This is a genomic window from Paenibacillus sp. G34, from assembly GCF_056856875.1.
In genome coordinates this window covers 1989341-2014880 of sequence record NZ_CM166469.1, presented here as the reverse complement: position 1 = coordinate 2014880, position 25540 = coordinate 1989341, and the positions used below count along the sequence as shown (strand labels likewise).

The 25540-nt window shown below is 45.2% G+C and carries 23 protein-coding genes; 4 read left to right on the top strand and 19 right to left on the bottom strand.

What is annotated here, in order from left to right; all coding sequences use genetic code 11:
- Positions 1-45: 45 nt before the first annotated feature.
- Genes AC1VYS_RS09260 through AC1VYS_RS09250 form a run of 3 tightly spaced genes read right to left on the bottom strand, consistent with a single transcriptional unit; the run spans position 46 to position 2699 of the window.
- On the bottom strand, positions 46-945 hold the full coding sequence (locus AC1VYS_RS09260; RefSeq protein ID WP_441925771.1) for a carbohydrate ABC transporter permease: 900 nt from the start codon (positions 943-945) through the stop codon (positions 46-48).
- A gap of 18 nt (positions 946-963) precedes the next feature.
- Positions 964-1923, bottom strand: coding sequence for an ABC transporter permease (locus tag AC1VYS_RS09255; protein ID WP_251502659.1), 960 nt, complete (start codon positions 1921-1923; stop codon positions 964-966).
- Positions 1924-1934: 11 nt separating this feature from the next.
- Positions 1935-2699: an alpha/beta hydrolase gene (locus AC1VYS_RS09250; RefSeq protein WP_482913994.1), complete on the bottom strand. Its 765-nt coding sequence runs from the start codon at positions 2697-2699 to the stop codon at positions 1935-1937.
- A 481-nt stretch (positions 2700-3180) separates the two neighbouring features.
- Between AC1VYS_RS09250 and AC1VYS_RS09245 the strand changes: the two genes are divergently transcribed.
- Positions 3181-4092, top strand: coding sequence for a serine hydrolase domain-containing protein (locus AC1VYS_RS09245; RefSeq protein ID WP_482913993.1), 912 nt, complete (start codon positions 3181-3183; stop codon positions 4090-4092).
- A 67-nt stretch (positions 4093-4159) separates the two neighbouring features.
- Here AC1VYS_RS09245 and AC1VYS_RS09240 read toward each other — a convergent pair whose 3' ends face one another.
- The 16 genes from AC1VYS_RS09240 to AC1VYS_RS09165 form a co-directional block, all read right to left on the bottom strand.
- Positions 4160-4405, bottom strand: a complete 246-nt coding sequence (locus AC1VYS_RS09240) for an AbrB/MazE/SpoVT family DNA-binding domain-containing protein (RefSeq protein WP_090919903.1) — start codon at positions 4403-4405, stop codon at positions 4160-4162.
- Between the two features lie 170 nt (positions 4406-4575).
- A complete protein-coding gene (gene trmL / locus AC1VYS_RS09235; RefSeq protein WP_482913992.1) occupies positions 4576-5040 on the bottom strand; it encodes a tRNA (uridine(34)/cytosine(34)/5-carboxymethylaminomethyluridine(34)-2'-O)-methyltransferase TrmL in 465 nt (154 codons plus the stop codon).
- A 161-nt stretch (positions 5041-5201) separates the two neighbouring features.
- Complete coding sequence (serC, locus tag AC1VYS_RS09230; protein WP_482913991.1) at positions 5202-6290, bottom strand: 3-phosphoserine/phosphohydroxythreonine transaminase; 1089 nt, start codon at positions 6288-6290, stop codon at positions 5202-5204.
- 397 nt (positions 6291-6687) lie between these two features.
- On the bottom strand, positions 6688-8112 hold the full coding sequence (glnA, locus tag AC1VYS_RS09225; protein WP_482913990.1) for a type I glutamate--ammonia ligase: 1425 nt from the start codon (positions 8110-8112) through the stop codon (positions 6688-6690).
- A 413-nt stretch (positions 8113-8525) separates the two neighbouring features.
- Positions 8526-9590: a 3-deoxy-7-phosphoheptulonate synthase gene (gene aroF / locus AC1VYS_RS09220; protein WP_441925785.1), complete on the bottom strand. Its 1065-nt coding sequence runs from the start codon at positions 9588-9590 to the stop codon at positions 8526-8528.
- Positions 9591-9900: 310 nt separating this feature from the next.
- Positions 9901-10854, bottom strand: a complete 954-nt coding sequence (locus tag AC1VYS_RS09215) for a 4-hydroxy-3-methylbut-2-enyl diphosphate reductase (protein WP_482913989.1) — start codon at positions 10852-10854, stop codon at positions 9901-9903.
- A gap of 67 nt (positions 10855-10921) precedes the next feature.
- Complete coding sequence (locus tag AC1VYS_RS09210) at positions 10922-12382, bottom strand: sensor histidine kinase (RefSeq protein WP_482913988.1); 1461 nt, start codon at positions 12380-12382, stop codon at positions 10922-10924.
- 1 nt (position 12383) lies between these two features.
- Entirely contained in the window at positions 12384-13073 is a 690-nt protein-coding gene (locus tag AC1VYS_RS09205; RefSeq protein WP_090919888.1) for a response regulator transcription factor, read from the bottom strand.
- Between the two features lie 223 nt (positions 13074-13296).
- Positions 13297-14937 (bottom strand): S1C family serine protease, encoded by a 1641-nt coding sequence (locus tag AC1VYS_RS09200; RefSeq protein WP_482913987.1) that lies wholly within the window; start codon positions 14935-14937, stop codon positions 13297-13299.
- 149 nt (positions 14938-15086) lie between these two features.
- A complete protein-coding gene (locus AC1VYS_RS09195) occupies positions 15087-15749 on the bottom strand; it encodes a response regulator (RefSeq protein ID WP_482913986.1) in 663 nt (220 codons plus the stop codon).
- On the bottom strand, positions 15746-16783 hold the full coding sequence (locus tag AC1VYS_RS09190; RefSeq protein WP_482913985.1) for a HAMP domain-containing sensor histidine kinase: 1038 nt from the start codon (positions 16781-16783) through the stop codon (positions 15746-15748). Before AC1VYS_RS09190 ends, AC1VYS_RS09195 begins: the two co-directional genes overlap by 4 nt.
- 3 nt (positions 16784-16786) lie before the next feature.
- Positions 16787-17836 carry a cell wall-active antibiotics response protein LiaF gene (liaF, locus tag AC1VYS_RS09185; RefSeq protein WP_482913984.1) on the bottom strand — a complete coding sequence of 350 codons (1050 nt, stop codon included), beginning with the start codon at positions 17834-17836 and terminating at the stop codon, positions 16787-16789.
- 238 nt (positions 17837-18074) lie between these two features.
- Complete coding sequence (locus AC1VYS_RS09180; RefSeq protein WP_482913983.1) at positions 18075-18284, bottom strand: hypothetical protein; 210 nt, start codon at positions 18282-18284, stop codon at positions 18075-18077.
- Positions 18285-18401: 117 nt separating this feature from the next.
- Entirely contained in the window at positions 18402-18941 is a 540-nt protein-coding gene (locus AC1VYS_RS09175; RefSeq protein ID WP_482914950.1) for a 3D domain-containing protein, read from the bottom strand.
- A gap of 439 nt (positions 18942-19380) precedes the next feature.
- The gene (gene thrS / locus AC1VYS_RS09170) at positions 19381-21318 is read right to left on the bottom strand and encodes a threonine--tRNA ligase (RefSeq protein WP_482913982.1); all 1938 of its coding nucleotides are present in this window, start codon (positions 21316-21318) and stop codon (positions 19381-19383) included.
- Between the two features lie 480 nt (positions 21319-21798).
- On the bottom strand, positions 21799-22743 hold the full coding sequence (locus tag AC1VYS_RS09165; RefSeq protein ID WP_482913981.1) for a putative sporulation protein YtxC: 945 nt from the start codon (positions 22741-22743) through the stop codon (positions 21799-21801).
- 295 nt (positions 22744-23038) lie between these two features.
- Between AC1VYS_RS09165 and AC1VYS_RS09160 the strand changes: the two genes are divergently transcribed.
- The 3 genes from AC1VYS_RS09160 to AC1VYS_RS09150 all read left to right on the top strand — a co-directional run bounded on the left by AC1VYS_RS09160 (position 23039) and on the right by AC1VYS_RS09150 (position 25514).
- A complete protein-coding gene (locus AC1VYS_RS09160) occupies positions 23039-23449 on the top strand; it encodes a hypothetical protein (RefSeq protein WP_482913980.1) in 411 nt (136 codons plus the stop codon).
- Between the two features lie 327 nt (positions 23450-23776).
- On the top strand, positions 23777-24271 hold the full coding sequence (locus AC1VYS_RS09155; RefSeq protein ID WP_434752074.1) for a cation:proton antiporter regulatory subunit: 495 nt from the start codon (positions 23777-23779) through the stop codon (positions 24269-24271).
- Positions 24272-24275: 4 nt separating this feature from the next.
- Positions 24276-25514: a cation:proton antiporter gene (locus AC1VYS_RS09150; protein WP_482913979.1), complete on the top strand. Its 1239-nt coding sequence runs from the start codon at positions 24276-24278 to the stop codon at positions 25512-25514.
- The last annotated feature ends 26 nt before the right edge of the window (positions 25515-25540 follow it).

Genomic DNA, 25540 nt, shown 5'->3' with positions numbered 1-25540 from the left:
ATGTTTTTAGTCGAATTTCTTGTGCATTGAAATCCTATGTGTATATCAGGTCTTGATAGCCCCTGTTAATACCCCTTTGGCAAAGTGCTTTTGCAGCAGTGGGAAGAAACACATAATTGGTACCATCGTCACAAATACTGCAGCCATCTTCATGCCCATGGAGAAGCTGCTCAGTTTCACTGCATCCACACTAGATGCATTGGAGGCATTCGTTGTGGCAGTTACAATAATGTTCCTTAGCACGTTTTGCAGCGGTAACTGATCTGCTTTTCGCAGGAAGATCATCGCGTCATACCAACTGTTCCAGTAGGCTACCCCGTAGAAGAGTGTAATGGTTGCCATAATCGGCGTTGCCAGCGGAAGAACGACGGAGAATAAAATCCTCCACTCTCCTGCCCCATCGAGTCGTGCAGATTCCATAAGTGATTCAGGCAATGTGTAGAAGTAGTTCATCATCAGAATCATGTTAAAGGCACTGAAGCTTCCTGCCAGAATGACAGACCATAACGTGCCTGTCAGTTGTAGTGATTTCATAATCAGATATAGAGGAACGATACCTCCGTTAAAGATCATGGTGAACAATACCAGGAAAAAGATAAACTTTTTAAATGGGAAATTGCCGCGGCTCAGTCCGTAAGCCATACTTGTTGTAAGGAACAAGCTGAGCGGCAAACCAATAACTAGCAAGATCAATGTATTTTTGTAACCCGACAGGATTCTTCCGTCAGCGAACAGCGCTTTATATGAATCAAGCGTGAACTCTTTCGGGAACATCAGGAACGGATTTTCAGCATACTCTTTTTGTGTTGCAAACGAGATCATAATAACATTCCAGAACGGAATCAGAATCATCAGCGCAAGCACCAGTAAAACGGCGAATATCATGTAATCAAGAAAGGTCATTCGTTCGGTGCCAATCTTGGGCTTTCTTCCAGCTTTGCTCATCTCACTTCTCCTCCTCTCTTATCGGAATAAACCGTCTCCACCAAGCCATTTGGCAAATCTGTCGGCCAGAAGTAGCAGCACCATATTCACCAGGGAACGGAACAAGCTGACCGCTGTCGAGAATGAAAAGTCGGTTGAAGACTGGAACGTAATCCGATAGATATACACATCGAGTACTTCAGAAACATTTTTCGTTGCCGCATTCGCCAAGTTAAAGATCTGGTCGAAACCGGAGGACATCAATCCGCCTACCGACAAAATAAACATCACCGTGATCGTTGGCATAATGTTTGGCAGCGTAATGCGGAACATCTGCTGCATCCGGGATGCACCATCGATCTGTGCAGATTCATATTGATCCTGATCGATACCGGAGATCGCTGCCAGGAAGATAATTGCGCCCCAACCGCTGGATTTCCAGATGTCAGTTAGCAGCAACATAGGAACAAAGTTGGATTCCGAACCCAAGAAATTAATCGTCGGCAAACCAAGTAATCCAAGTGCACTGTTCACTAGTCCGTCATACGCAAGCACGTTGATGACTACGCCGGATACGATGATCCAGGATAGAAAGTGCGGGAATGTCAGGACAGTCTGGAACCACTTTTTCCCTCTGCGCATACGCAGTTCATTCAGCAACAGTGCCAGAATAATCGGGAACGGGAACTGAATAATCAGTTTCAGAATGTTAATGTAAAGCGTCCGCCATACGGCATCAATAAAGGTTGGATCACGGAAAACGTATTTGAAATTTTCAAATCCGCTCCACGGACTTCCCCAGATTCCAAGGTTCGCCTTGTAATCTTTGAATGCCAGTGACAAGCCGCCCATTGGCATGTAGGCAAACAGGATCAACCAGACTAGTCCCGGAACAAGCAGGGTGTACGTCATCCGATGCTTCCAGACTTCAGTCCAGAGCGACTTGCCTCTCATGTTTGCCTTCAGCTTTTTGTTAGGTCCTTCGGCTGCAGGTTTCAATTTGCATCTCCTCACTCTACTATGGTGTTGTCGTTATAAAGAAAATCAAACATCGTTTTCAGATGTTGCTCCCAAAATCTCCATTCATGTGTGCCGGGTGTCTCGACATACCGAAAATCAAATGCAGTTCCCTGCATGTACTCGGCATACTCCCGGTTCATTTCCACGAAAGGATCATGATCTCCGCAGCAACTCAGAATCTTCGGCAAGGACTTACCCTGCTCCAGAAGTCTGGCTGACAATGCGTAAATATCCTGTTCAGCCTTAACCTGTAACTGTTCCCCAAAAACCGCTTTCATTTCCTTGATCATGCCTTCTGGCATATGAGGATCACGAAGACGTGCCTGAATATTCGTTACACCGGATAAAGACACCACTTTGCTGTACTGCTCAGGATAGGTCAGCCCACATTTCAATGCTCCGTATCCGCCCATGGACAAACCGGCAACATATGTTTTGGCTGGATCGGAATTCAGCTTCAACAACCTCTCACATATTTCGGGTAATTCCTTGGTGATGTAGTGGAAGTAATTCAGGCCGTATTCCATATCGTTGTAATAACTGCGATTAGCTTCCGGCATGATGACGGTACAGCCATGCTGGGCTGCATACATCTCAATGGTGGTCAAACGTTGCCATGTACTCGCATTGTCTCCCGCCCCGTGAAGCAGATATAGTGTACCGCCTGAAGTCTCTCCGGAGTCACTGGACACCACGTGTATGCTGGTGTTCATGCATAATGTGGGCGATCCGGTTTCGATAGTAATGTGCGCCATGATCGTAACCCCTTTCATCTTTGCTGCTGTTAACTGCGGTTTGCTTTTTCTTTCTCTGTGTGCCGTTACTTATAAGCTCAACTTGCTCCCCTGAACTACCTTTTGTTATCGAAACGATTCTCTCGAATCGTTTCAAAAACACTCAACATTGATTTACTTGAAGTTTAAATATCAATGTTTTACTTGGAAGCGATTTCTTCGAATCGTTTCGAATAAATCATAAGCCCGATGAGCAAATCCTGTCAATAACCTTTTTACATTTTTCGCGTTTTTTTATCAAAAAAGTGACCCGGTTGATTCATTTTTGATTCGAAAGACACTTTTTTTGCGAGTAAAATAAGGTTTAGCTAGTCATTATTACACCTGAATTGACAATGAACTAAGAATATACTAACATGAGTTCTAATTTTGTAATCAGATCACGGAAACGTTTCACCAAACTGAATTCATTCAGAAAAAAGCCTGAAACTGGAGGGTTATCATGTCCGAACAGCTTAAAGGATTCATAGACAAAATCACAGCAGAGAAACTTCTAGTACACTCTGTACGTGTACTACAGAACGGACAACTTCTGGATGAGTGGCATCCAGACGGTGATCGCCGGCGTGTGCAACATTCTGTAAGTAAATCCTTTACTTGCATGGCGGTAGGACTGGCCGTTCAGGAAGGAATTATTCAGTTAGATGACACATTAGGCGATTACTTCCCTTATGATCAAATACAGCTTTCTCCCACACAATTCCCTTCTCCGCGAGAGCTTACACTGCGAGATCTACTTCGCATGTCATCAGGTCACGATGCCCCGCCTCTCTGGGCTGACGAACGCGCCTCTTTAGAGGAAAAGGACTGGGTAAAACACTATATGTCTCTATCACTGGATCGAAGGCCAGGAGAGCATTTCACATACAGCAGTGGGGATACGTTTATGATCTCGGCCATGCTGCAAGAGGCTATTGGTCAGACAGTAAAAGATTACCTCATTCCACGTCTTTTTGAACCACTCGGCATGCTTGATATTGAATGGGAGACTTCTCCGCTTGGCGTTACCCTGGGATGTGCAGGTTTGTGGCTGAGTAACGAGGAATTAAGCCGATTTGGTCAGTTCTTGCTTCAAGAAGGTCGCTGGGATAACCAACAGCTGGTTCCAGCTGAGTGGATCAGAGCAGCTACTCGTAAACAGATTGAGACTACCGGAGATGGGGATTGGGGACAAGGCTATGGGTATCAGTTCTGGATGTGCTCGCATGATGCTTATCGAGCTGATGGAGCTTATGGTCAATTCTGCATTGTCCTCCCTTACAAAGAGACTGTCATCAGTATCAACAGTGAAGAAGAGAATATGCAAGGTATTCTGAACGCTGTCTGGGATGAGATCTTGCCTATACTTGCTTAACGATAAATAAAGAAGCAAAAAAAACGCCAAGGAGTTTATATACTCCATGGCGTTTTTTTGTTGCTTTTTATGAAAGCTGAGTCATTTCTTCTAAGCATTGTGCGCATATGTAACGCTCTTTAAAGTCATTGACATCTTCCATTGATCCGCAGAAAATACATTTCGGGCGATATCTTTCCAAGATAATATGATCCCCTTGAACTAAAATTTCTACAGGATCTCCCTCATTCATTTGATACCTTTTGCGCAAAGATTTAGGCAATACGATCCTACCCAATTGGTCAACTTTGCGAACTACTCCAGCTGGCTTCATAGCTACGGCACACCTCTCCTATCTCACTCTGAATTTCTAGGTACATTAGTACTATATCTATAGATTCGCCAAAATTTTGTCGAATCCTGCTGGAAATAAACATTTTTTGTCCTTTTTTTTGAAAAATGTTTTTTTAGCGAATTCTAACCGTCTTTTTAAGACGCGATTCCCTAATCCAGTCCTGGAAAATTTAGCTGACGCAGTGCTTCATATACAATAATCGCTGCTGAATTGGAAAGATTTAATGAACGAACATCTCCGCTCATCGGCATTTTCATGCTAGTTTCCGGGTTGGCAGCAATCAATTCAGGTGGAAGTCCCTTTGTCTCTTTACCAAACACGAGAAAGTCTCCATCCTGAAATTCGAAATCCGAATACCGGTTTTTAGCTTTCGTTGTTGCGTAGAAGAAACGTCCGTCCGGATATTTCTCCTGAACCTCGTCAAATGAATCATGATATTCGATATGAACCGCATGCCAGTAGTCGAGTCCAGCACGCTTCAAGGTCGCATCATCTGTCCGAAATCCCAGAGGACGCACAAGATGAAGATGAGTTCCAGTCGCCGCACAAGTCCGCGAGATGTTCCCCGTGTTAGCCGGGATCTCCGGTTCAACAAGAACGATGTGTAATGCCATATGTGTTTGATCTCCTTTTTATTTCATGTACATGTATACAACAATCCTCTAATTTTAAAGAAAAGCCCTCCACACGTCAATGTGGAAGGCTTTGCCATAGCAGAAGCACAGCTCATCCAAGCCTCGCTGCTACTATATTTGATCTTCTTTTTTTGATAGAGTTATCCGTTTGTCTGCTGGAAATGGTTCATAAAGTCGGTAAGTGCCTTCACACTCTCGTATGGAGCCGCGTTATAGATCGAAGCACGAAGTCCTCCCACACTGCGATGCCCCTTCAGACCTACAAAACCTTCTTGCTCCGAAGCTTTAATGAATTTCTTCTCCAGTTCCTCAGATGCGAGCCTGAACGTCACATTCATCAACGAGCGGTCTTCTGCTGCAACACAGCCACGATAGAAATCCCCTGAGGAATCAATTGTATTGTAGAGCAGCTCCGCTTTCTTGATATTTTTTTGTTCCACACCAGCCAGACCGCCTTGTTCCTCGATCCATTTTAACACTTCGTTCACCATATATACCGAGAAGGATGGCGGTGTATTATACAGGGAATTGTTATCTACATGCGTGCTGTAACGGAACATGGTCGGAATGGTTTTCGGAGACTCGCTCACCAACTCCTCGCGCGCAATAACAACGGTAATTCCCGAAGGGCCGAGGTTTTTCTGTGCACCTGCATAAATCATACCAAACTGATTCAGATCAAACGGTTTGCAGAAAATATCACTGGACATATCAGCAATCAGCGGTACCGATCCGGTATCAGGAAAAGCCTTGAATTGCGTACCTTCAATTGTTTCATTTGAAGTTACGTGCACATAAGCCGTACGTTCAGGCAAACTCAGATTCGAAACATCCGGTAATTTCATGAATTTATCAGATTCCGAAGAAGCGGAGATATGAGTCTCACCAATTAACTTCGCTTCAGACAGAGCCTTTTTGGCCCAGCTGCCTGTCATGATGTAACTAGCTGTCTGACCTGCCCCAAGCAGGTTCATCGGTAGCATCGCAAACTGTGTGCTTGCACCGCCTTGCAAGAAAAGAACTTTATAGCCTTTTGGATTACCTAGCAGTGACAACAAGCGCTCCTGCGCTTCATTATGTACAGACTCGTACACGGCCCCACGGTGAGACATCTCCATAATCGACATGCCTGTATTACGAAAATCTACAAATTCCGCCTGAGCACGCTCCAATACTTCTAGTGGTAACGCTGCTGGTCCGGCATTAAAGTTATACGCTCTCTTTGTCACAAAATCCCCCGCCCTTTCTATCCTTAACTAGGCCGTGTCTTAAAACTCGCTGAAGTGCATCTTTTATCGTCTTTTCGCCCCCTGCTGCGTCACTTCCCCTTGACGTGCCCCGGCACGCCTGCGGAGAACTTCCTGGCTTGGAACGAAAATCCGGCAAAATCTGCTCCCTTCGGAGTTTTCAGACACGCCCTGACATATGAAGTAAATATTATCGCTATGATATCAGTATTCCCTGACCGCTTCAAGGGGAATATGCACTGAAAACTCGTTAAAAGCCATCAAATTCCTTTATCACCCTAAAAAGTTAAAGCACTGCACTGTTTGTTTCAAGGAAAAGCCTCCGAGAAAGAATCCCGGAGGCTTTAATCTGGAACCCTTCGGTTCCGACTCCAACTGATTAGCAGTCGAAGTAGAGGCTGTACTCATGCGGATGAATGCGGATCGCAACTGCTTTAGCTTCATCGCGTTTGAGGTTGATGTAGTTATCGATGAATTCTTTGGTGAACACGTCACCTTCAGTCAAGAACTCGTTATCAGCCGCAAGTGCATCCAGTGCTTCTTCGAGGGAAGCAGGTACACTGCGGATGTTTTCTTTATCTGCATCAGAAAGGTCGTAGATGTTTTTATCGAGTGGACCATATCCGAGCTCCGTTGGGTTAATTTTGCGTTTGATTCCGTCCAGACCCGCCATCAGCATTGCAGAGAATGCCAAGTATGGGTTAGCTGTGGAGTCCGGTGTACGGAACTCGATACGACAGCCTTTAGGTGTTACCGCTGCTACCGGGATACGTACAGCTGCAGAACGGTTACCTTTGGAGTATACCAAGTTAACCGGTGCTTCGTAACCAGGCACGAGACGTTTAAACGAGTTTGTGCTTGGGTTAGTCAAAGCGATCAGTGCTGGAGCGTGGTAAAGGATACCTCCGATGTAATGGAGAGCCATTTCGCTCAGGTTAGCATAGCCACCTTTGTCATAGAACAATGGGGAATCGCCATCAAAGATCGATTGGTGAACGTGCATTCCGCTACCATTGTCACCGAACAGTGGTTTTGGCATGAATGTTGCTACTTTGCCATATTGACGCGCCGTGTTGTGCACGATGTATTTGTATACAAGCAGGTTATCTGCTGTTTTCTTCAAGGTATCAAAACGGAAGTTGATTTCAGCTTGACCCGCAGTCGCTACTTCATGGTGATGACGCTCGATGGACAAACCTGCTTCTTCCAACAAACGACACATTTCGCTACGGATATCTTGTTGAGTATCCACTGGAGCTACAGGAACATATCCACCTTTCGTGCGAACTTTGAAGCCCAGGTTGCCGCCTTCTTCTTTGCGGTTTGTGTTCCATGATGCTTCTTCGGAATCAACGAAGTAAGAAGAACTGTTCGTACCGCTCTCATATCGAACATCGTCGAAGATGAAGAATTCGGACTCTGGTGCGAAGAACGCTGCAGTACCTACGCCGCTTTCTTTCAGGAAAGCTTCTGCTTTAACTGCGATGCTGCGTGGGTCACGCTCATAACGCTCGCCATCCGGTGTGAAAATGTCACACATAACATTCAATGTAGGGTGTGCAGTGAACGGATCGACATAAGTCGCTTCAGGATCTGGCATCATAACCATATCGGACTCTTCAATACCACGGAAACCTTGGATAGAAGAACCATCAAACGCTACTCCATTTACGAACGTGTCTGCATCAACAGCCGAAGCTGGCAAAGAGATATGATGCGCACGACCAGCCAAATCTACAAAACGAAAATCTACCCACTCGATGTTGTTCTCTTGAATTGATTTCAATACGTTTTCAACCGACATGTATTCGTCCTCCCAAATATTCCGAACATTAAACAACCCCACGAAGAAAATGTCTATATATTCGAATTTTTTTCTGTCGTCATTATAAATTCTGAAACATAACATCGTCAATACTTATGTAAGGTATTTTTTGTGAGCATGTTAGGTATACTTACATTTTATAATATTCGAAAATGCATATAACAACGGTTATTATTCACATTTGACTGATTTAATGCGGTGAAGCGACCTCGAAAATAACCTAAATGATGGAAAAAACGTGACATCATAAATGTTTCTTATCACCTTTGATAATAAATATGTTCATATGTTCAAAATAGACGAAAAACCGGACATCTACCCAAATTGTTCACAAAGAACAAATTTGGAGCAGAGGTCCGGTTTTGACTTTTAAATCCCACTATCTACGTAATTTATACGCCTACTCGTGCCGGGAAAAATGCAGCAGGCTGTTTAGCCGTGTTAAATGTTTTGCCCACAATCGGAGCTAATTTCTCCAGATCTTGTAGCAGGTTAGCAAACTGGTCAGGGAACAAAGACTGCACACCGTCTCCAGTCATAGAGTTGTCGGGATCTGTATGCATCTCAATGATCAGGCCGTTAGCTCCTGCGGCTACCGAAGCTTTGGTCATCGGTTCTACCAGCTCACGGCGTCCCGTGCCATGGCTCGGATCAGAGATGACTGGTAGATGGCTCAAAGACTGCAAGACAGGGATTGCCGACAGATCCAGTGTATTACGAGTGTATTGTTCAAACGTACGGATACCGCGCTCACACAGCATCACATTCGGATTACCACCAGCAAGAATGTATTCTGCTGCATTAAGCAATTCATCATATGTCGCACTGAATCCGCGTTTAAGCAATACCGGCTTACCACACTCACCCAGCTTGCGCAGCAAATCAAAGTTCTGCATGTTCCGTGTACCCACCTGCAGAATATCCGCATACTCCGCACAGATATCTACGTATTCCGGCGTCATGACTTCTGTAATCGTGAGCAGGTCATGCTTCTGACCTGCTTCTGCCATCATGATCAAGCCTTCCACTCCCGTTCCTTGGAAGCTGTAAGGACCTGTACGTGGCTTGAAGGCACCTCCACGAAGCACTTGACCCCCAGCTGCTTTTACAAGTCCAGCAATCTCATCAATCTGTGCAGCGGATTCAACGGCACAAGGCCCGCCCATAACGACAAGCTCTTTTCCGCCAATATCTACACCTTTAATGGAAATGACCGTGTCTTCCGGATGGAAGTCACGACTTGCCAGTTTGTAAGATTTCGAGATTTTCACCACGTTCTCCACGCCCTTCATTTGGCGAAGGTGCTCTTGCATCTTAGGTTCCACTTTACCGATCAATCCAATGATCGTGCGATCCTCTCCGCGGGATACATGTGCCTGCAGCCCTTCCTTTTCAATCACACTAACGATATCCTGAATTTGGTCCTCCGAGGTAGCCTTTCCTGCAATTACGATCATAAACTTTCCCATCCTTCCTTGTATAAGAGCACTCGTTTTCTTCGTGCGTCTGATGTCTGATTTCTGATTTCTGATTTCTAAAACCCAAAAAATTCTGTCGCGCTTAAACGCTTGTTCGCTTTTAAGCTTTTAATCACTAAAGTAAATATAACACAGTTTCTTCCTATCGTCAAGAAGTGATATTTATGCCGCTCTCTCCCTTTCAGGCAAAATATAGACAAAAAAACATCCCGCTACGCCATATCCAAAAAGCGGATATGCAATACAGGATGTTTCCTATTCTTCTATTCGAACTATTTATTTTTTTGAATTATGTGGTACGTGTCTTCTCTCTGACCGGAGGCAACAATTTACTCATGTTCACGGTACGTTTGATTTCCCACGTTTCCGGCTGATCATGCTCATACTGCTCCAGATATTGAATAACTTCCTTGGTAATTGGTGTTGGTGTCGAAGCGCCAGACGTTACAGCTACTTTCTGCACACCTTTCAACCATTCCTGTTGAATCTCAGATACGTCCGATATCCGGTATGCCGTCACACCCGCAATTTCCTCCGATACTTGAGCCAGACGGTTCGAGTTGTTGCTACGAGGATCACCCACAACAATGACGAGATCAGACTGTCCCGCCTGCTCTGCCACAGCCTCTTGCCGCACCTGTGTAGCGAGACAGATCTCATTATGAATCTCGGCCCCGGGGAACTTCTCCAGCAACCGGCTCATAATATGCTTGATATCCCATTGACTCATGGTGGTCTGATTGGTAATCAAAATTTTGCCTGCAGGCACGTTCAGACCTTCAATCTCTTCTTCCTTCTCAATCAGATGAACACGGTCTGGTGCAACACCAATCGCACCCTCCGGTTCCGGGTGATTTTTCTTACCGATGTAGATAATCTCATAACCTTCAGCCGTCTTCTCCCGAATCAGATCATGAGTCTTCGTTACATCCGGACAGGTTGCATCCACGGTGGTAAGTCCCTTCTCCCGAGCCAGCTTGCGCACCTCCGGTGAGACACCGTGTGCCGTGAAAATGATCGTGCCGCTCTCCACCTGATTCAGAATCTCCATCCGATTAGGACCGTCCAGTGTAATGATACCCTCATCTTCAAAGGAATCCGTCACATGTTTGTTATGCACAATCATACCTAATATATAAATAGGCCGTGGTAGATCCAGGTTGCGTGCCGCCTGACGCGCAAGCACCATGGCGTCCACAACTCCGTAACAATATCCCCGCGGTGAAATTCGCAGTACTTCCACTTGGTTGCCACCCGCTTTCTTTTCGGCTGTATAGCCGATGTAATTGCAGTCTCTTTTTATTATACCTTTATTCGATAGGCGGGGCAAAGACTACAGGCAGCCAGATAATAAAAGTGGTTCCTTCTCCGCGTCTCGTCACGACTTCAACAGAGCCATTATGCTCCTCGATGATCCATTTGGCGATGGATAATCCAAGTCCGATGCCTGGCGTTGCTCCGCGGGATTCGTCTGCCCGGTAGAATCGGTCGAAGATAAACGGTACCTCGTCCCGTTCCATGCCAATACCGGTATCGCTGATCCGCAGTCCAACCTGCCCTTTGTATAACAGAGCATCTAGCGTAACCGTGCCTTCCGGTGTGTATTTAAAAGCATTCTCGATAAAAATAAACAAGACTTGCTGCAGATAATCTTTGCTTCCGTTTACATAAATACCGTTCAGAATCGACAGATCCCCCGGAAGCCAGTCGGCCTGACGATCCAGAAATTGGGCTCTGCGTGCCACTTCCTGCACCAGAATCTGTAACGGAATAGGATTAAGTTCGATTTTCTGACCTGTATCCGCTCTCGCAAGTGATAACATATCGCTGATCAGACGACTCATACGTTTGCCCTCATCAGCCATATCCTCAATTGCTTCCAGCGACATCTGCCTGATCGTTTCCTCATCCAGATTTGGGCGATCTCCACCCTCCTGATCCCACAGTTTTTTCAGGAAATCCACATTCCCTCGAATGGTAGTCAGCGGTGTTCGCAGCTCGTGGGAAGCATCGGATACGAATCGGCGCTGTGCCGCATTGGTCTCCTCTAGGCCGCGGAAGGACAACTCGGTACGCTCCAGCATGTTATTTACCGTTTCGATCAGACGGCCAATCTCGTCCTTCGGACCCGTGTACTGGATACGCACACTAAGATCGTCTCCAGACTGTATCTGATTAGCGGCATCAATCACATTAACCAGCGGCCGCATGGACTTGCGGGCCAGAATCAAACCCGAAGTAATGGCAAGCGCCATGGCCACAAGCCATCCAAACACCAGGATATTCCTCAGCGCCTCCAGCAAACGCTCCTGTGAACTGACATTTGCCCCTACTTGTAGTAGTCCCCTGATATCATTCGTTCCCTTAAGAGACAACGCCTGCTGGTTTACGAGAAAAGGAATACCATCCACAACCATTTTACTAATTCCTATTTCTTCACGTATATTTTGGATCTTGGCAATAGGAAATGTAATTCCAGATTTACCTAAATTGTCAGAACGCTTAAATGATCCACTCTGATAATCGACCAACTGAATATAGATTTGTGCTTCTTGAAGCTGACTCTCTGCAAAAGGTTCCAGGTCAAGCGTCTGTGATAACGGATTAACGCCTATCTGCTCCGTAATCCTCAAGCTTTTTTCCCTTAACTGCTGTTCTACTTCGTTGTACGTGTTAAAATATACAAAGGCATAAATGACCACACCCCAAAAAATCAGCACGGCTGCAAGAATCCCCGAATACCATGCGGTTAGTCTTAACCGAATGGACATGTTACGAGTCACCTCTCAAAATGTAGCCGGCTCCCCGGATCGTCTGGATGAGACGTTTGCCACCATGTTCTTCTGTTTTCTGTCTAAGCATCGCGATATAAACCTCTAGCACATTGGACTCTCCGCTATAGTCATATCCCCATATTTTATCCATAATGAGGTCTCGAGAGAGCACACGTCTCGGATTTTGCATAAATAGATTAAGCAATTCAAACTCTTTTGCTGTCAACTCAAGACGTTTGCCATCTCGGAGCACTTCGCGTGAATCGTTATCCAGAATGATATCTTCATATACCAAGCGATTGTCTACCACGTTGGAGATATCTGCTTTGCGACGTAGCAAAGCACGGACACGTGCGAGCAATTCTTCCAGTGCGAACGGCTTCACCAAATAATCGTCAGCACCGGTATCCAGTCCGGTCACTCGGCTCTGAACCTCATCCTTCGCAGTAAGCATCAGCACGGGAACTTTACTCCCTGCTTCCCTCAATCTACGGCACACCTCAAAACCATCAATCTGCGGCATCATCACATCGAGCACTACAATGTCCGGCTCCTTATCCATCAGCTTGCTAAGGCCTTCTGCTCCGTTGGAAGCTGTCTGTACCTCATATCCTTCAAATGCCAGGCCTCGGCGTAGCATAGACACAATTTTCTCATCATCATCTACAATTAAAATCGTTGAGCGCATGGTCTTTCTCCTTTACCCTATCGTTGTATCCCCATTGTAACAGGCCAAGGCCTCATTCGCACCTTCTCCATAATCCATGACAGAGAGGCTGTGCAAAAACAGAACAGAAACATCGTGCAAAAAAACGGAAGGGCCTCAAACCCTTCCGTTCTTCCGTTCTTCCATTCTTACTTTCTTACTTCCTGACTTCCTTAACTTCATCTACTTCATCTCTTGGGTGCCATTATTGCTGTTGAGTTTGCGACGTATTGAAATCATTCTTGTTGCCGATTTTAACTTTCACATCCATTTTCTTACCATCACGAACTACATTGAGTGTGATTTCACTGCCAACTTTCTGGGTCTTGATAAAGTCAATCAGTTCCTGACTAGTTGCATATGGTGTGCCGTTTACACCTGTAATGATATCATACGCTCTCAAATCAGCCAGATAAGCTGGTGATTGGTAAATCGTACTCGCTACCACCGAACCTTCTTTAATATCTGTTCCCATTTGTTTAGCCACTTCAGGAGTAAGATTCATTAGAGAAGCGCCAATAAACGGTACAGGTTCTTTCGGAACATCTTTGTTCTCTTTCAAATATTTCACCGCTTCAGAGATTACACTGGACGGGATTGCAAAACCGATACCTTGCGCATCCGCACTTACGGCAACGTTCATACCGATAACTTCTCCATTTAGATTCAGCAACGGACCACCAGAGTTACCCGGGTTAATGGAAGCATCTGTTTGCAGCAAGTGGCTGTATTCACGTGTCTTACCTGTTTCTTGATCCGGAATGCTGATCGTACGTTCTTTGGCACTAAGGACACCTGCAGTTACTGTATGTTCAAAACCTTCCGGGTTACCAATCGCTACAAGCCATTCACCGACTTGTGTGCTATTTGAGTTACCTAGCGGTGCTACAGGGAAATCTTTATCTCCGCTATTTTTCTCAATTTTCAACACGGCAAGGTCAAGATCAAAACTGCTTCCCAGTAATTTAGCTTCATATGGCTTGCTATTGTTTTCAAGTGTTACCTGAATCACGTCGGCACCTTGAACAACGTGCTGATTGGTCAGAATATAACCTTCTTTGTCAAAAATAAATCCGGAGCCAATACCCATAGGTACGAGTTGATTGCTCGCTTGAGGTTGAGGCTGTTGACCTTGTTCCTGATTTCCGTTAGGTCTACCAAGTCCACCGCCAAAGAAATACTGGTACAGCGGATCACTTGTATTCGCTCCACCCTGTCCAGAACCACGTGTAGACTGTTTAGCCAGCGTTTCAATTTTCACGACGGCCGGACTGGCTTGTTTCACCACAGACGATACATCCTCTTTACCTGTTGGCAGCAGTGATGCTGTTACGTTGTTTCCGCCACCCGTATTGCTCGGAGTTCCCTGAGCAGACTCTGTTCCGTTATTCGTCAGCGCAGCTTGGGGTGTGAACATGTTCGTTCTGTCGGCTGTGTACATCAACACGGTGATCACCAACATACCGGCGATGAAGGAGAACAAAAGTGATCTTACAGAAGACCTTGGTCTACGGCTGTTGTAATTCCAGTTGCCATTGTTATTTCCATTTCCTTGACCTCCGCCTTGGCTTGAACCGCCACCACCAGAAATTCTGCCCGCTTGCCCAGAAGCGTCTTGACTATGGTAAGAAGGTACAGGTTTTACTGGATCGGGTCTTGTAATCTCCACATTTCCTTCTTGCCTTGCCCCGTTAGTACTAACTGTATCTTCCTGATTCACGGACTGGAAAGGTCCGTAAGAGTAGTAATATGAGGAGTCATCATTTCCGGCAGGATTGCGATTCTCGTTTTGGTTGATTTCCTTTTCCTCATCTTGTCGATTTGATCTATAATTACGTTCGTCCATGCCTCTCTACCTCCCGATCTCTTATTTGCAAGAGATATTCTTTAACTGTCCTTATTTTGTACTTTGAACCTTAATCGTACCTTAAAAACAATTAAAAAGGAGATAAAAGCATGCAATAATTGCTGTTTTTTCCCGGCATAACAACATTTTCAGCCTTGCTTCTTCACCCAACCTTGCCGATGGGCATAAATCGCCAGCTGTGTCCGATCATCCATTTCACATTTCATCAGCAGATTGCTCACATGTGTCTTAACGGTTTTGATACTTATATGTAATTCTTCTCCGATATCTTTATTGGTTTTCCCTTCTGCAATGAGCAAAAGCACTTCCTTCTCCCGTTCCGTGAGCCCGGATTCACTCTCTCTTGCTGTCCGCTGACGGATTCCCCGCGTCAAAGCCTGCGAAACATCTCCCGTCATCACGGGCATACCTCTGTTGGCACCTTGTAGAGCGTAGATGAGCTCTTCGGCCGATACTGTTTTGAGTACATAACTGACCGCTCCTGCCTCAATCGCTTGAACAACGAGATCATCTTCAAGGAAGCTGGTCAGCATTACAATCTTCATTTCCGGAAATTCAGACATAATAGCTTGTGTAGCCTCGGCGCCATTCATCACAGGCATCATCAGATCCATTAGAATCAGATCCGGCATATCCGACTCTTTCATCTGACGAAGCTGATCCAGCGCAAGCTGTCCATTGCCTGCTTCTGCCATCACATGAAATGTAGGCTCCAGCATCAGATATGTCTTCAATCCCATTCGTACCATATCGTGGTCATCTACAATCATTACGTTTACTTTGCCATTCATTCCATTTCCTCCTCAGACACGTTCTGAAATTTCGGGATGAGCACCCTTACTGTTGTACCCGCTCCGGGCTTGGATATGATCTGCACTTGTCCGCCAAGCTTCTCTGCACGTTCACGCATCGTAGATAACCCGTACGACCCCGGTCTTTCCGCCTGTTGCACAAAACCTTGTCCATCATCGCTGATACTCATACTGATCTGATGCTCTGATTCACGGATGGCAAGACTAACCAGTCCGGCTTCAGCATGTTTAACAACATTCGCGACAGCCTCCTGAATAATGAGAAACAGCTGGTGCTCAATGGCATCCGACACTCCGCCATCCAGTTCCAGCTCTTTCACGCCTTTTAGACCGTTTTGCCGGCAATAATCAGGAAACCAGCTGTCCAGTGCGCCAGCCAAGTCGCGTCCTTCCAATTCTACAGGTCTGAGCTGGGCGATCAGTCCACGCATTTGGCGCTGTGCAATATGAGACATCTGAATTAACTGATCCAGCACATTCCGGCCATGCTCAGGATTCATTTCCAGCAAACGTGGCAAAGAGGAAGCAGACATATGCATTGCGAATAATTGCTGACTCACCGTATCATGCAGATCCCTTGCCATCCGTTTACGTTCCTCGATAACGGCACGCTCAGAAGCCTGTTCTTTCTCGATCACTTCCTGCTCGCCAAGCCGCTGGAGCAACCTCATCTTTTTCTCGATGGATTCCATCATCACATTGAATTCCTGGTACACTCGGCCAAAGGATGCATCATCCGCTTCCGGCATTCGAACCGACAGATTGCCTTTAGACACCTTCAGCATATTGAGATCCAAGACATCAATTTTGCGCTGAAGGCGTAATGCAGCGATATATCCCGTGACAATGGTTCCTACAATAACAACTCCAATATACGTCCAAGCCCGATTTCGATTAACCCCTGTAAGCACATCCCCGTATAACAGGTAAAATCCACCGAGTGTAATCAATCCGGTCAACACGAAATACATCATCAGTTCCCATTTGTTTGCTTTGAGAATCGTTCGAATCATGTGTTAACCCACCTTGTTCACTTTGACGTCACCAATAAACACACTGACAATAATGCGCACTTTCTTGCCTGCTTCCTGATAATGTGGAGTCTCTTCTTGTGCACTGCCCATGAAACTGCTTCGTTTGTGATCCAGTAATTTCATATCACCGATAAAGGAATTCGTCGTTAATGAAATACCGAGATCCATATCCTCAGGAATAAACAACTTAACATCGCCAATAAAATGTGAAATAACAATTTTAGTCTCACCATATGGAATTTGCGCCTTGGTCAAATCAATAACGGTATCACCAATAAATGAGGAGATGTTCATCGGTTTCAGCGTAAACACTTCTTTGCCCATATGAAAGTCACCAATGAACGTTGATTTATTAAATGTTTTTCCGTAGCCTTCTTCATACCCGTACTTATAGTTGTGAGAATTAGCGTGACCAAAGCCTCCAAATTTCTGCTCATCCGAATGTGAATTGTATTTCTTATTGGACTGTCCAAACTGTTCACTGTCTTTTTTCAGATTCGGTCCCTCTTCGGAATGAAAGGATTGATGTTTATCCGAGGGTTGCTCTTGCTTTGGTTTGCCAAATGTCTTCTCGAACTCTTCATCAAATGATGAGGGCATCTCCAAATCTTGAGGGGACAACGGCTTATATGGCTGCTCAGGCGGTGGAGGCGGTGTTTTGCTTCCATTTCCATCAGGTTTCCGATCCCGATGTCCTGATCCAATAAGCACATATAACCCTCCGCCGATCAGCAGAATAGGAACTAGATAACGGATAAACTCTCCCAGTGAGTAACCAATCACACCCAAGTTACGAGCCAGGAAAAAACCACCTATAGCAAGCACAATAACAGGTCCCATCGCAGCATATCCACCGTTGCGACGAATTTCGGTTAACCCTTTAACTCCCCACCAGATCAAAAAGACCGGCCAGTATGTTCTAAATAAGTAACCTATATCAATGTCATATCCCAATTGTCTGAACAAGATCAATGCACCGATAGCGATAAGAGGTATGCCAACCCACCAACGGTCTTGCGTAGATCGTTTCATCACACATGTCTCCTTTGTCTTTATACTATATCCAGTGTACCTCAGACATGCCAACGTTAACAGCGCCGACAGGTTGAAGTTGTCTCCGTCTTGAGACCGAGACCTGAGGATAATTTTGTAAATTTTACATTTTGTATAAAAAAATATGAAAACACCCCGGAGCAGTCGCTCCAGGGTGTGTAAATCATCATTTCTTTATATTGCATGATTTGTTTTTGTTGCTTTAATTTCACCGAAACTACTTTTGGTATTTGCCTGCACGGCTGGTTTGACCTGTGTTTTCTACACCAAACTCGGCATTATATTTTTCATCAGGTGTTTGGAAATTGTCTTGTACTTTGTTTTGAGCGGATTGCTTTACTTTAGACGCGGCGCTTCCATTCTCCTGTCCAAATTCAGCATCATACTTCTCGTTCGGCGTTTGGTAACCTTGGGATTTCTTTGCCACAACGAATCACCTCTCTCTTCATATTTACACTGCTTGCTGCAGTGCGGGGTTCGTCCCCAGTCAATATTATGTGAAGAGAGCCTTTCTGTTATTCAGGCATAACATTCCATCATTTTATTAGATGGCTTTGTCTAGCCAGGAATCCGGAACCGTTTTATAAACATCAATGGCTTTGGACAACTCCGCCAGCATCTGTTCAGTACATTTTCCAGCACCCTGCTTGATCACCTGAACCTCAACATCTTTTTTGCCCCATTCTTTATAGACCTGCTTGGTTGTCGGAAAATACAAATCGATCTTGTTACCTTTGATGGCTGAACCGGTGTCAGCAACAATACCGTAACCATAACCGGGAATATATAAAATGGAACCCATCGGAAATAACTTTGGATCAGCTGCAATGGTCGAAACTGTCTCCTTATCCCGCCGAACCTTCACCCCTGAATACGTAATGCCGTATTGTGGATGTTTTGGAGTTTTGCCTGTGGACTCAATTCCAGCGGTGTACCCCGTTGCGGTCACTTTCTGTGTCTCCAGAATTTGTTCTGAACGAGGTGCCAGCACTGGCATTGCGGGATCGACAGACTCCATTCCCCGTTTCTGCGGCATTTCAGGTTTGGGTAGGACCATCGGCTGCGGGGACCACATGAAAGCCATGTATACAAGTGTAGTCAATTGAGCCTCGTCTGTGTAGGTGAGTTCAGCTGGATTCGACCTTGCTGTCGGATGTGTTCTCCCCTTACTGGTCACATCATTTTTATCCTGGCTTTTGTATTCCTGAACGTGCAGTACAGTGCTTTCTTCCTCAAATATATAGGCCTTAGCCTCATTGTAACTCATCAAAATCCCGGCAAATACGAAACAGCACACGATGATGAACTTGTTGTTTGGATTGAATTTTAAAAGATGCTTTTTCATGGTATAACCTCCCCCTCACTTGCAAAGGGTTACCAAAAAGCATTCATTCTATACCTTGTCTATGCTATAGACTTCACATAGACAAAGAGACAAACAACAAATAAACCGTCTGAAAATCATGGGCTAGCCATGATCTCAGACGGTTTCGTTCATTTATTTTACAGAGCAAGAATCAAAATTAAACTTGTCTTGAAGCAATTTCTTCTTTCAACTGAGCAACAATCTCATCAACCGGCTTCATGCCCAGATCACCCTCTCCGCGCTTACGGACGGATACGGATGCAGCATTTTTCTCGTTCTCGCCCACAACGAACATGTAAGGCATTTTTTCCAGCTGGGCTTCACGAATCTTGTATCCCAACTTCTCGTTACGCAGATCTGCTTCTGCCGAAATGCCTGCACGTTTCAGCTTTGCTTCTACTTCACGCGCATACTCATCGTAGTTTCCGGATACCGGAATAACTTTGGCTTGAACCGGAGACAACCAGAGCGGGAATGAACCTGCAAAGTTCTCCAGCAAAAATGCAGTGAAACGCTCCATTGTACTGATTACGCCACGGTGGATAACGACCGGACGGTGCTTCTGTCCATCATCACCAACATATTCAAGCTCAAAGCGCTCAGGCAACAGGAAGTCCAGTTGTACAGTGGACAGTGTTTCTTCTTTGCCCAGTGCTGTTTTGATCTGAACGTCCAGCTTCGGACCGTAGAATGCCGCTTCGCCTTCAGCTTCATAGAACGGGAGATCAAGCTCTTCCACAACTTCACGCAGCATGCGCTGGGACATTTCCCACATCTCATCGTTCTGGAAATATTTCTCAGTGTCTTGCGGATCACGATAGGACAGACGGAAACGATATTCATGGATGCCAAAGTCTTTATAGACCGTTTGAATCAGTTCGATAACACGAGCAAATTCTTCTTTGATCTGATCCGGGCGTGCAAAAATATGAGAGTCATTCAATGTCATCGCACGTACACGGTGCAGACCTGTCAAAGCGCCAGACATTTCATAGCGATGCATCATGCCTAATTCAGCGATACGGATCGGCAGATCACGGTAGCTGTGCATATTAGATTTATATACCATCATATGGTGAGGACAGTTCATCGGACGAAGAACCAGTTCTTCGTTATCCATAATCATTTTCGGGAACATGTCTTCCTGGTAGTGCTCCCAGTGACCGGAAGTTTTGTATAGCTCTACATTCCCCAATACAGGAGTGTAAACGTGCTGGTATCCCAGGCTTTCTTCCAGATCGACGATATAACGTTCCAATGTACGACGCAATTTTGCACCGTTAGGCAACCAGATCGGCAGACCTTGACCTACAAGTTGCGAGAACGTGAACATTTCCAGTTCTTTACCCAGTTTACGGTGGTCACGCTTGCGCGCTTCCTCCAGGAAGTGCAAGTGCTCGTCCAGCTGTGCTTTTTTTACAAAAGCAGTACCGTATACACGTTGCAACATTTTGTTCTTGCTATCCCCGCGCCAGTAGGCACCCGCTACGTTCATCAGTTTGAACACTTTAATCTTGCTTGTAGATGGCACGTGTGGTCCGCGGCACAAGTCGAAAAATTCGCCTTGCTCATAGATCGTAATTACGCTATCTTCGGGTAAAGCATTGATTAATTCAAGTTTGTATGGGTCGCCGACTTCATTGAAAATGTTGATCGCTTCCGCACGGCTAACTTCTTTGCGCACGATAGGCAGATTTTCATTGACGATGCGTTCCATTTCTTTCTCAATCTTTTGTAAATCTTCCGGGTTAAGCGGATGTTCCAGATCCATGTCATAGTAGAAACCATCCTCAATGACTGGCCCTACGCCCAGATGAACTTCTTTGTTACCGTACAGACGTTTTACCGCCTGAGCCAGCAAGTGAGCTGTACTGTGGCGCATTACTTCAAGACCTTCAGGGGAATCCAGCGTTACGATCTCCACCAAAGCTCCTTCATGAATCGGAGTAGAAAGATCCACCACGATGCCATCCAGTTTACCTGCTGCGGCATTTTTGCGAAGTCCGCTACTAATCGAAGCAGCTACATCCTCAATACTGCTTCCGTCTGCGTACTCACGTACGGAACCATCCGGTAGTTTAATGTTTACTGCCATTTGTCTCATTCCTCCTGTAAATTAAACATCATCCATTTTCTTTGTCTTGCAATGGACTGATCATCTATTACGTATTCCGCTCCCTTAGAGGAATAACGGAAAAAACGCAAAAAACACCCGTCCCGGTAAAGGGACGAGTGTTATACTCGTGGTTCCACCCTAATTCAGCTGGTTGTTCCTGATAAACAGGAATACAGCCCTCATTGGCATGGCGGTAACGGGCATGACCCGGCAAATCCTTACTCACAAAACCGCCAATCATTTTTTAAAATGGTGGACAGACCGGTTTTATTTTCAAAATTGCAGCTCCAAAGGGGTAAACCATACGCGATATCCGGAGGAAATTTCAGCCCAGGTTCCTCTCTCTGCACCGATCTAACGTGTGGCTCGTGTCTTTGTCAACGCTTTTTGATTCTAAGTTGTTCCTGTTAAACATTTCCGTGAACATACCATCCATTCTCATCAGCATACAATCACGGATCAACAGTTATTATAATTGCCCAGATCGCCTGCGTCAAGACTTGCCAGCAATCCAGAACGGAGCACTTCGCATTCAGGACATTGGTGGCATATCTGCACCTTATCTTCGAAAATCTGACATATGGTCGAGATGATGGGCAACTCTGGTGTACTGGTATGAAGCATTACTTTTTCAGGTGATATTGAAATGAGCGTACTCACGATCATGTCTTCAATATCCATCTCCAGTTCAAGCCCTGGCATCTCCACGACAACTTGCTCATCCTTCTGAACCGGCAACAGATTAAGTCCTTCATCAAGCACCTGAAATTCATGTTTGCCTTTGTGAATCAGATGGATCAAGGAAACCTTCGCCTCCTGAAAAAAAACAAAGTACTTCAGTAACCCCATGAACTCTTCATACTGACGATCCATCCAGAATTCATCGAGTGCATATTCCACCAGGTCCTGTAATTCCTGTTTATAAGAACGGATACGGAAATTCATAATACCTTCGAGATGAAAAAAATGAATATCCTCCAGATCCTGCCTTAAACCTTTGGCTAATGTTGCACGGCGTCGTTCACGCAGGCCGGGTTGATCCAATTCACTATTCATCAGCAGAGGCATACAGATTCGATGAACTTTTTCGACCTCGTGCTCATCCATTACCGAACATGTTTTGGCAATAATATTTTCTACCATGTTACGTTCTTGCGTCTCCATAATGAAATCGGCTATACCCAAAGAGAGCAAATCACTGATACGCGGGAGCCATTGCTGGAATTCCTCGTGATTCTCATTGCCTCTGCACATCCAGACTGCTCTCCCATCCTGATGTTTGAAGGTAAGCCGGAAGCCTCTTTTGCTTATATGTAAACCTTTGATTTTTTCCTTGATGCATTGGTGAAAATGATCTGCTTCATCCTGCCCGGACACATCGGTCCATACTGCAAACAGTTCCATAAGAATCACTCCTTTCCTTCTCTTCAAAGTATATGGCAAGGCCCAAAGGGATATACGAAGCGGTTGATGGAAAGAGTGTCATGATTTCTCAGCACTACAGAAAAGGTTTGTAGGATACCTCAATGAAAGGTTTGTAGGATACTTCAATGAGAGGTTTGTAGGATACTTCAATTAGATTCTTTTGCCAAAATTCATAATGAAGGTTTAGTGAACTCTGAATGAATGGTTTGGAGATCAAGCAAAAATGTGTTATTATTTTTATAACAGTATCTTGACGGAAGGGGGGAAGCCAACCATGAGACAACAACCTAGACTGCTCCATCACATGATTATCATCATTTTGTGTGTCTTTCAGGCGCTGTGCTTCCCGATTCCAATGCAGACAGAGTCTGCCGTTGGCGTGTCCGTCGATGCCACTTCGAATAAAGAAGGGCTCGAAGTACTGTCTCCAATACCCGAGTCTCAGCAGAAACCTGTCATTCGCAAACATCCGCAAGTCATGTCTAAGCTTGCTGCAATGAAGCAAACCAAGCCTGTATTTCTTGTCCTCGCATTGTTAATCGTGCTGCGAATTCCTACAGCAGGTCTGTCTTTTAAGCCGTGGTATTGTCTGTTCAAGCGCAGATTGTTTCTGCTGCCTATTAAGTTTACCAGTATGTATTTATCCCTCTCTCCGATGGCACCGAAATACGCCTACGCTCGATAAGAGCCTGTTTGCCGTATTCGTCAGGCTGCCTGCGCATGGAGCCGCCTCTTCAATGAAGACGGTGTTCTCATGCATAACTTACAACCCTTTATGTAAACGTTAGTTCTGAAACTTGGTATGAACCACTTTTTATTGAAATGTTCTTTGTTGTACTTTTTTTCAAATTAATTAATTTTATTTCTCATTATATATTCGGCTGTGTCAGGAATTACTGGCTCTGTTTCCCCGCACCATTTGATGTTCCGTCCTGAGCAGCAGATGAACAGATGCGGGAAGAAAAGGCCTTCCTTCTATGGCCAGCCTCAATTACAAGGAGGCATACTATCCATGGATGTACGCGAAACAGATTTGCCGGGAATCGGCAAAAAATTTCAAATTGAAACGAGCAGCGGTGATAAAATTGTCATTATTATTCACGACGATGGACGCCGTGAAATGTATCATTTTGAATATGATGATCCAGATCAAAGCATCTCCATGATTACACTTGACGATAATGAAGCCAGACAGATCGCCGCGATCGTTGGCGGATTGACTTACAAACCGAAACAGCTTGAAAATATTGAAGTTACCTTTGACGATCTGATTATTGAATGGTACAAAATCGAAGCGTCATTCGGGTGCATTGGCAAATCCATTGGTGAATTGAATGTACGTCAAAACTCTGGCGCAACGGTTATTGCCGTTGTGGAGAAAAATCATAAAAAACACATCAGCCCAGGTCCGGAGGTTGTGATTAGCTCAGAATCTACAGTAGTTGCCGTTGGCGAACGCAACCAGCAGAAGCTTTTCAAGTCCCTCCTCCTGACAGGAAGGGGGTAACTCGATGGACCATTTGATTTTTGAAGTAGGTCTGGCACTTGTGCTCATTGCAGCAGCCGGCCTTTTATCCGCAAAACTAAGATTTTCGGTTGTTCCGTTCTATATTTTGATCGGGATGGCCGTGGGACCACATGCCATGCAAATCTGGCATCTGGATTTCCGGTTTATCGAAAGTCAGCCGTTCATCAATTTCATGGGTCGGATCGGTATTCTGTTCCTGCTCTTCTACCTGGGGCTAGAGTTCTCTGTAGGTCGTTTGGTCAAATCGGGTCGCTCTATCGTTGTCGGCGGCTCGATCTATATCGGGATTAACTTTACGTTAGGCCTTGCTTTCGGATTTGCAGCCAATTTCCCGCCAGCTGAAGCACTCATCATTGCAGGGATTACGACAATCTCTTCAAGTGCCATCGTTGCCAAGGTGCTCGTAGATCTGAAACGAACAGCCAATCCGGAAACCGAAATGATTTTGGGTATTATTATGTTCGAGGATGTATTCCTCGCCGTATATATCTCCATCCTTTCTGGACTTGTACTCAGTGATTCCTCCTCCATCGGAGGCGTGATCATGTCCGCTCTGATTGCTCTTGGCTTCATGCTTGTCGTTATCATTATCGGACGCAAAGCGACACCATTACTGAATAAACTGCTCAAGATTCGTTCCAATGAATTATTCTCACTTGTTGTTTTCGGAGCACTATTCCTTGTAGCTGGTTTCTCCGAAACAATCCACGTTGCTGAAGCCATCGGCGCTTTGCTGGTTGGTCTTGTACTGGCGGAAACGGAGCATGCTAAACGTATTGAACACCTGATTCTTCCGTTCCGTGATTTCTTTGGAGCCATCTTTTTCTTCAGCTTCGGACTTTCCATCGATCCGTTGTCCCTTGGTGGTGAAGCCATATGGCTGGCGTTGATCGCTGTCGTTATCACACTGTTTGGTAACTTCCTTGCAGGTATGCTTGCTGGACGAAGTGCAGGACTTTCACCAAAAGCATCTGCGAATATCGGGTTAACCATTGTGTCTCGGGGTGAATTCTCGATTATTATGGCTAACATGGGTAAGGCCGGTGGACTGTTACCATTACTCCAACCTTTTGCCGCACTGTATGTATTGATTTTGGCTATTCTTGGGCCATTGCTCACCAAAGAGTCCAAACACGTATTCCGTATTTTGGATAAAATATTCAAGTTCAAAGATCCTCGCAAGAAAAAAGAGGAACCTAAAGTTCTGCAGAAAGAAGGATAAGTGAGATGTCTGTGCTGAGCAGACCT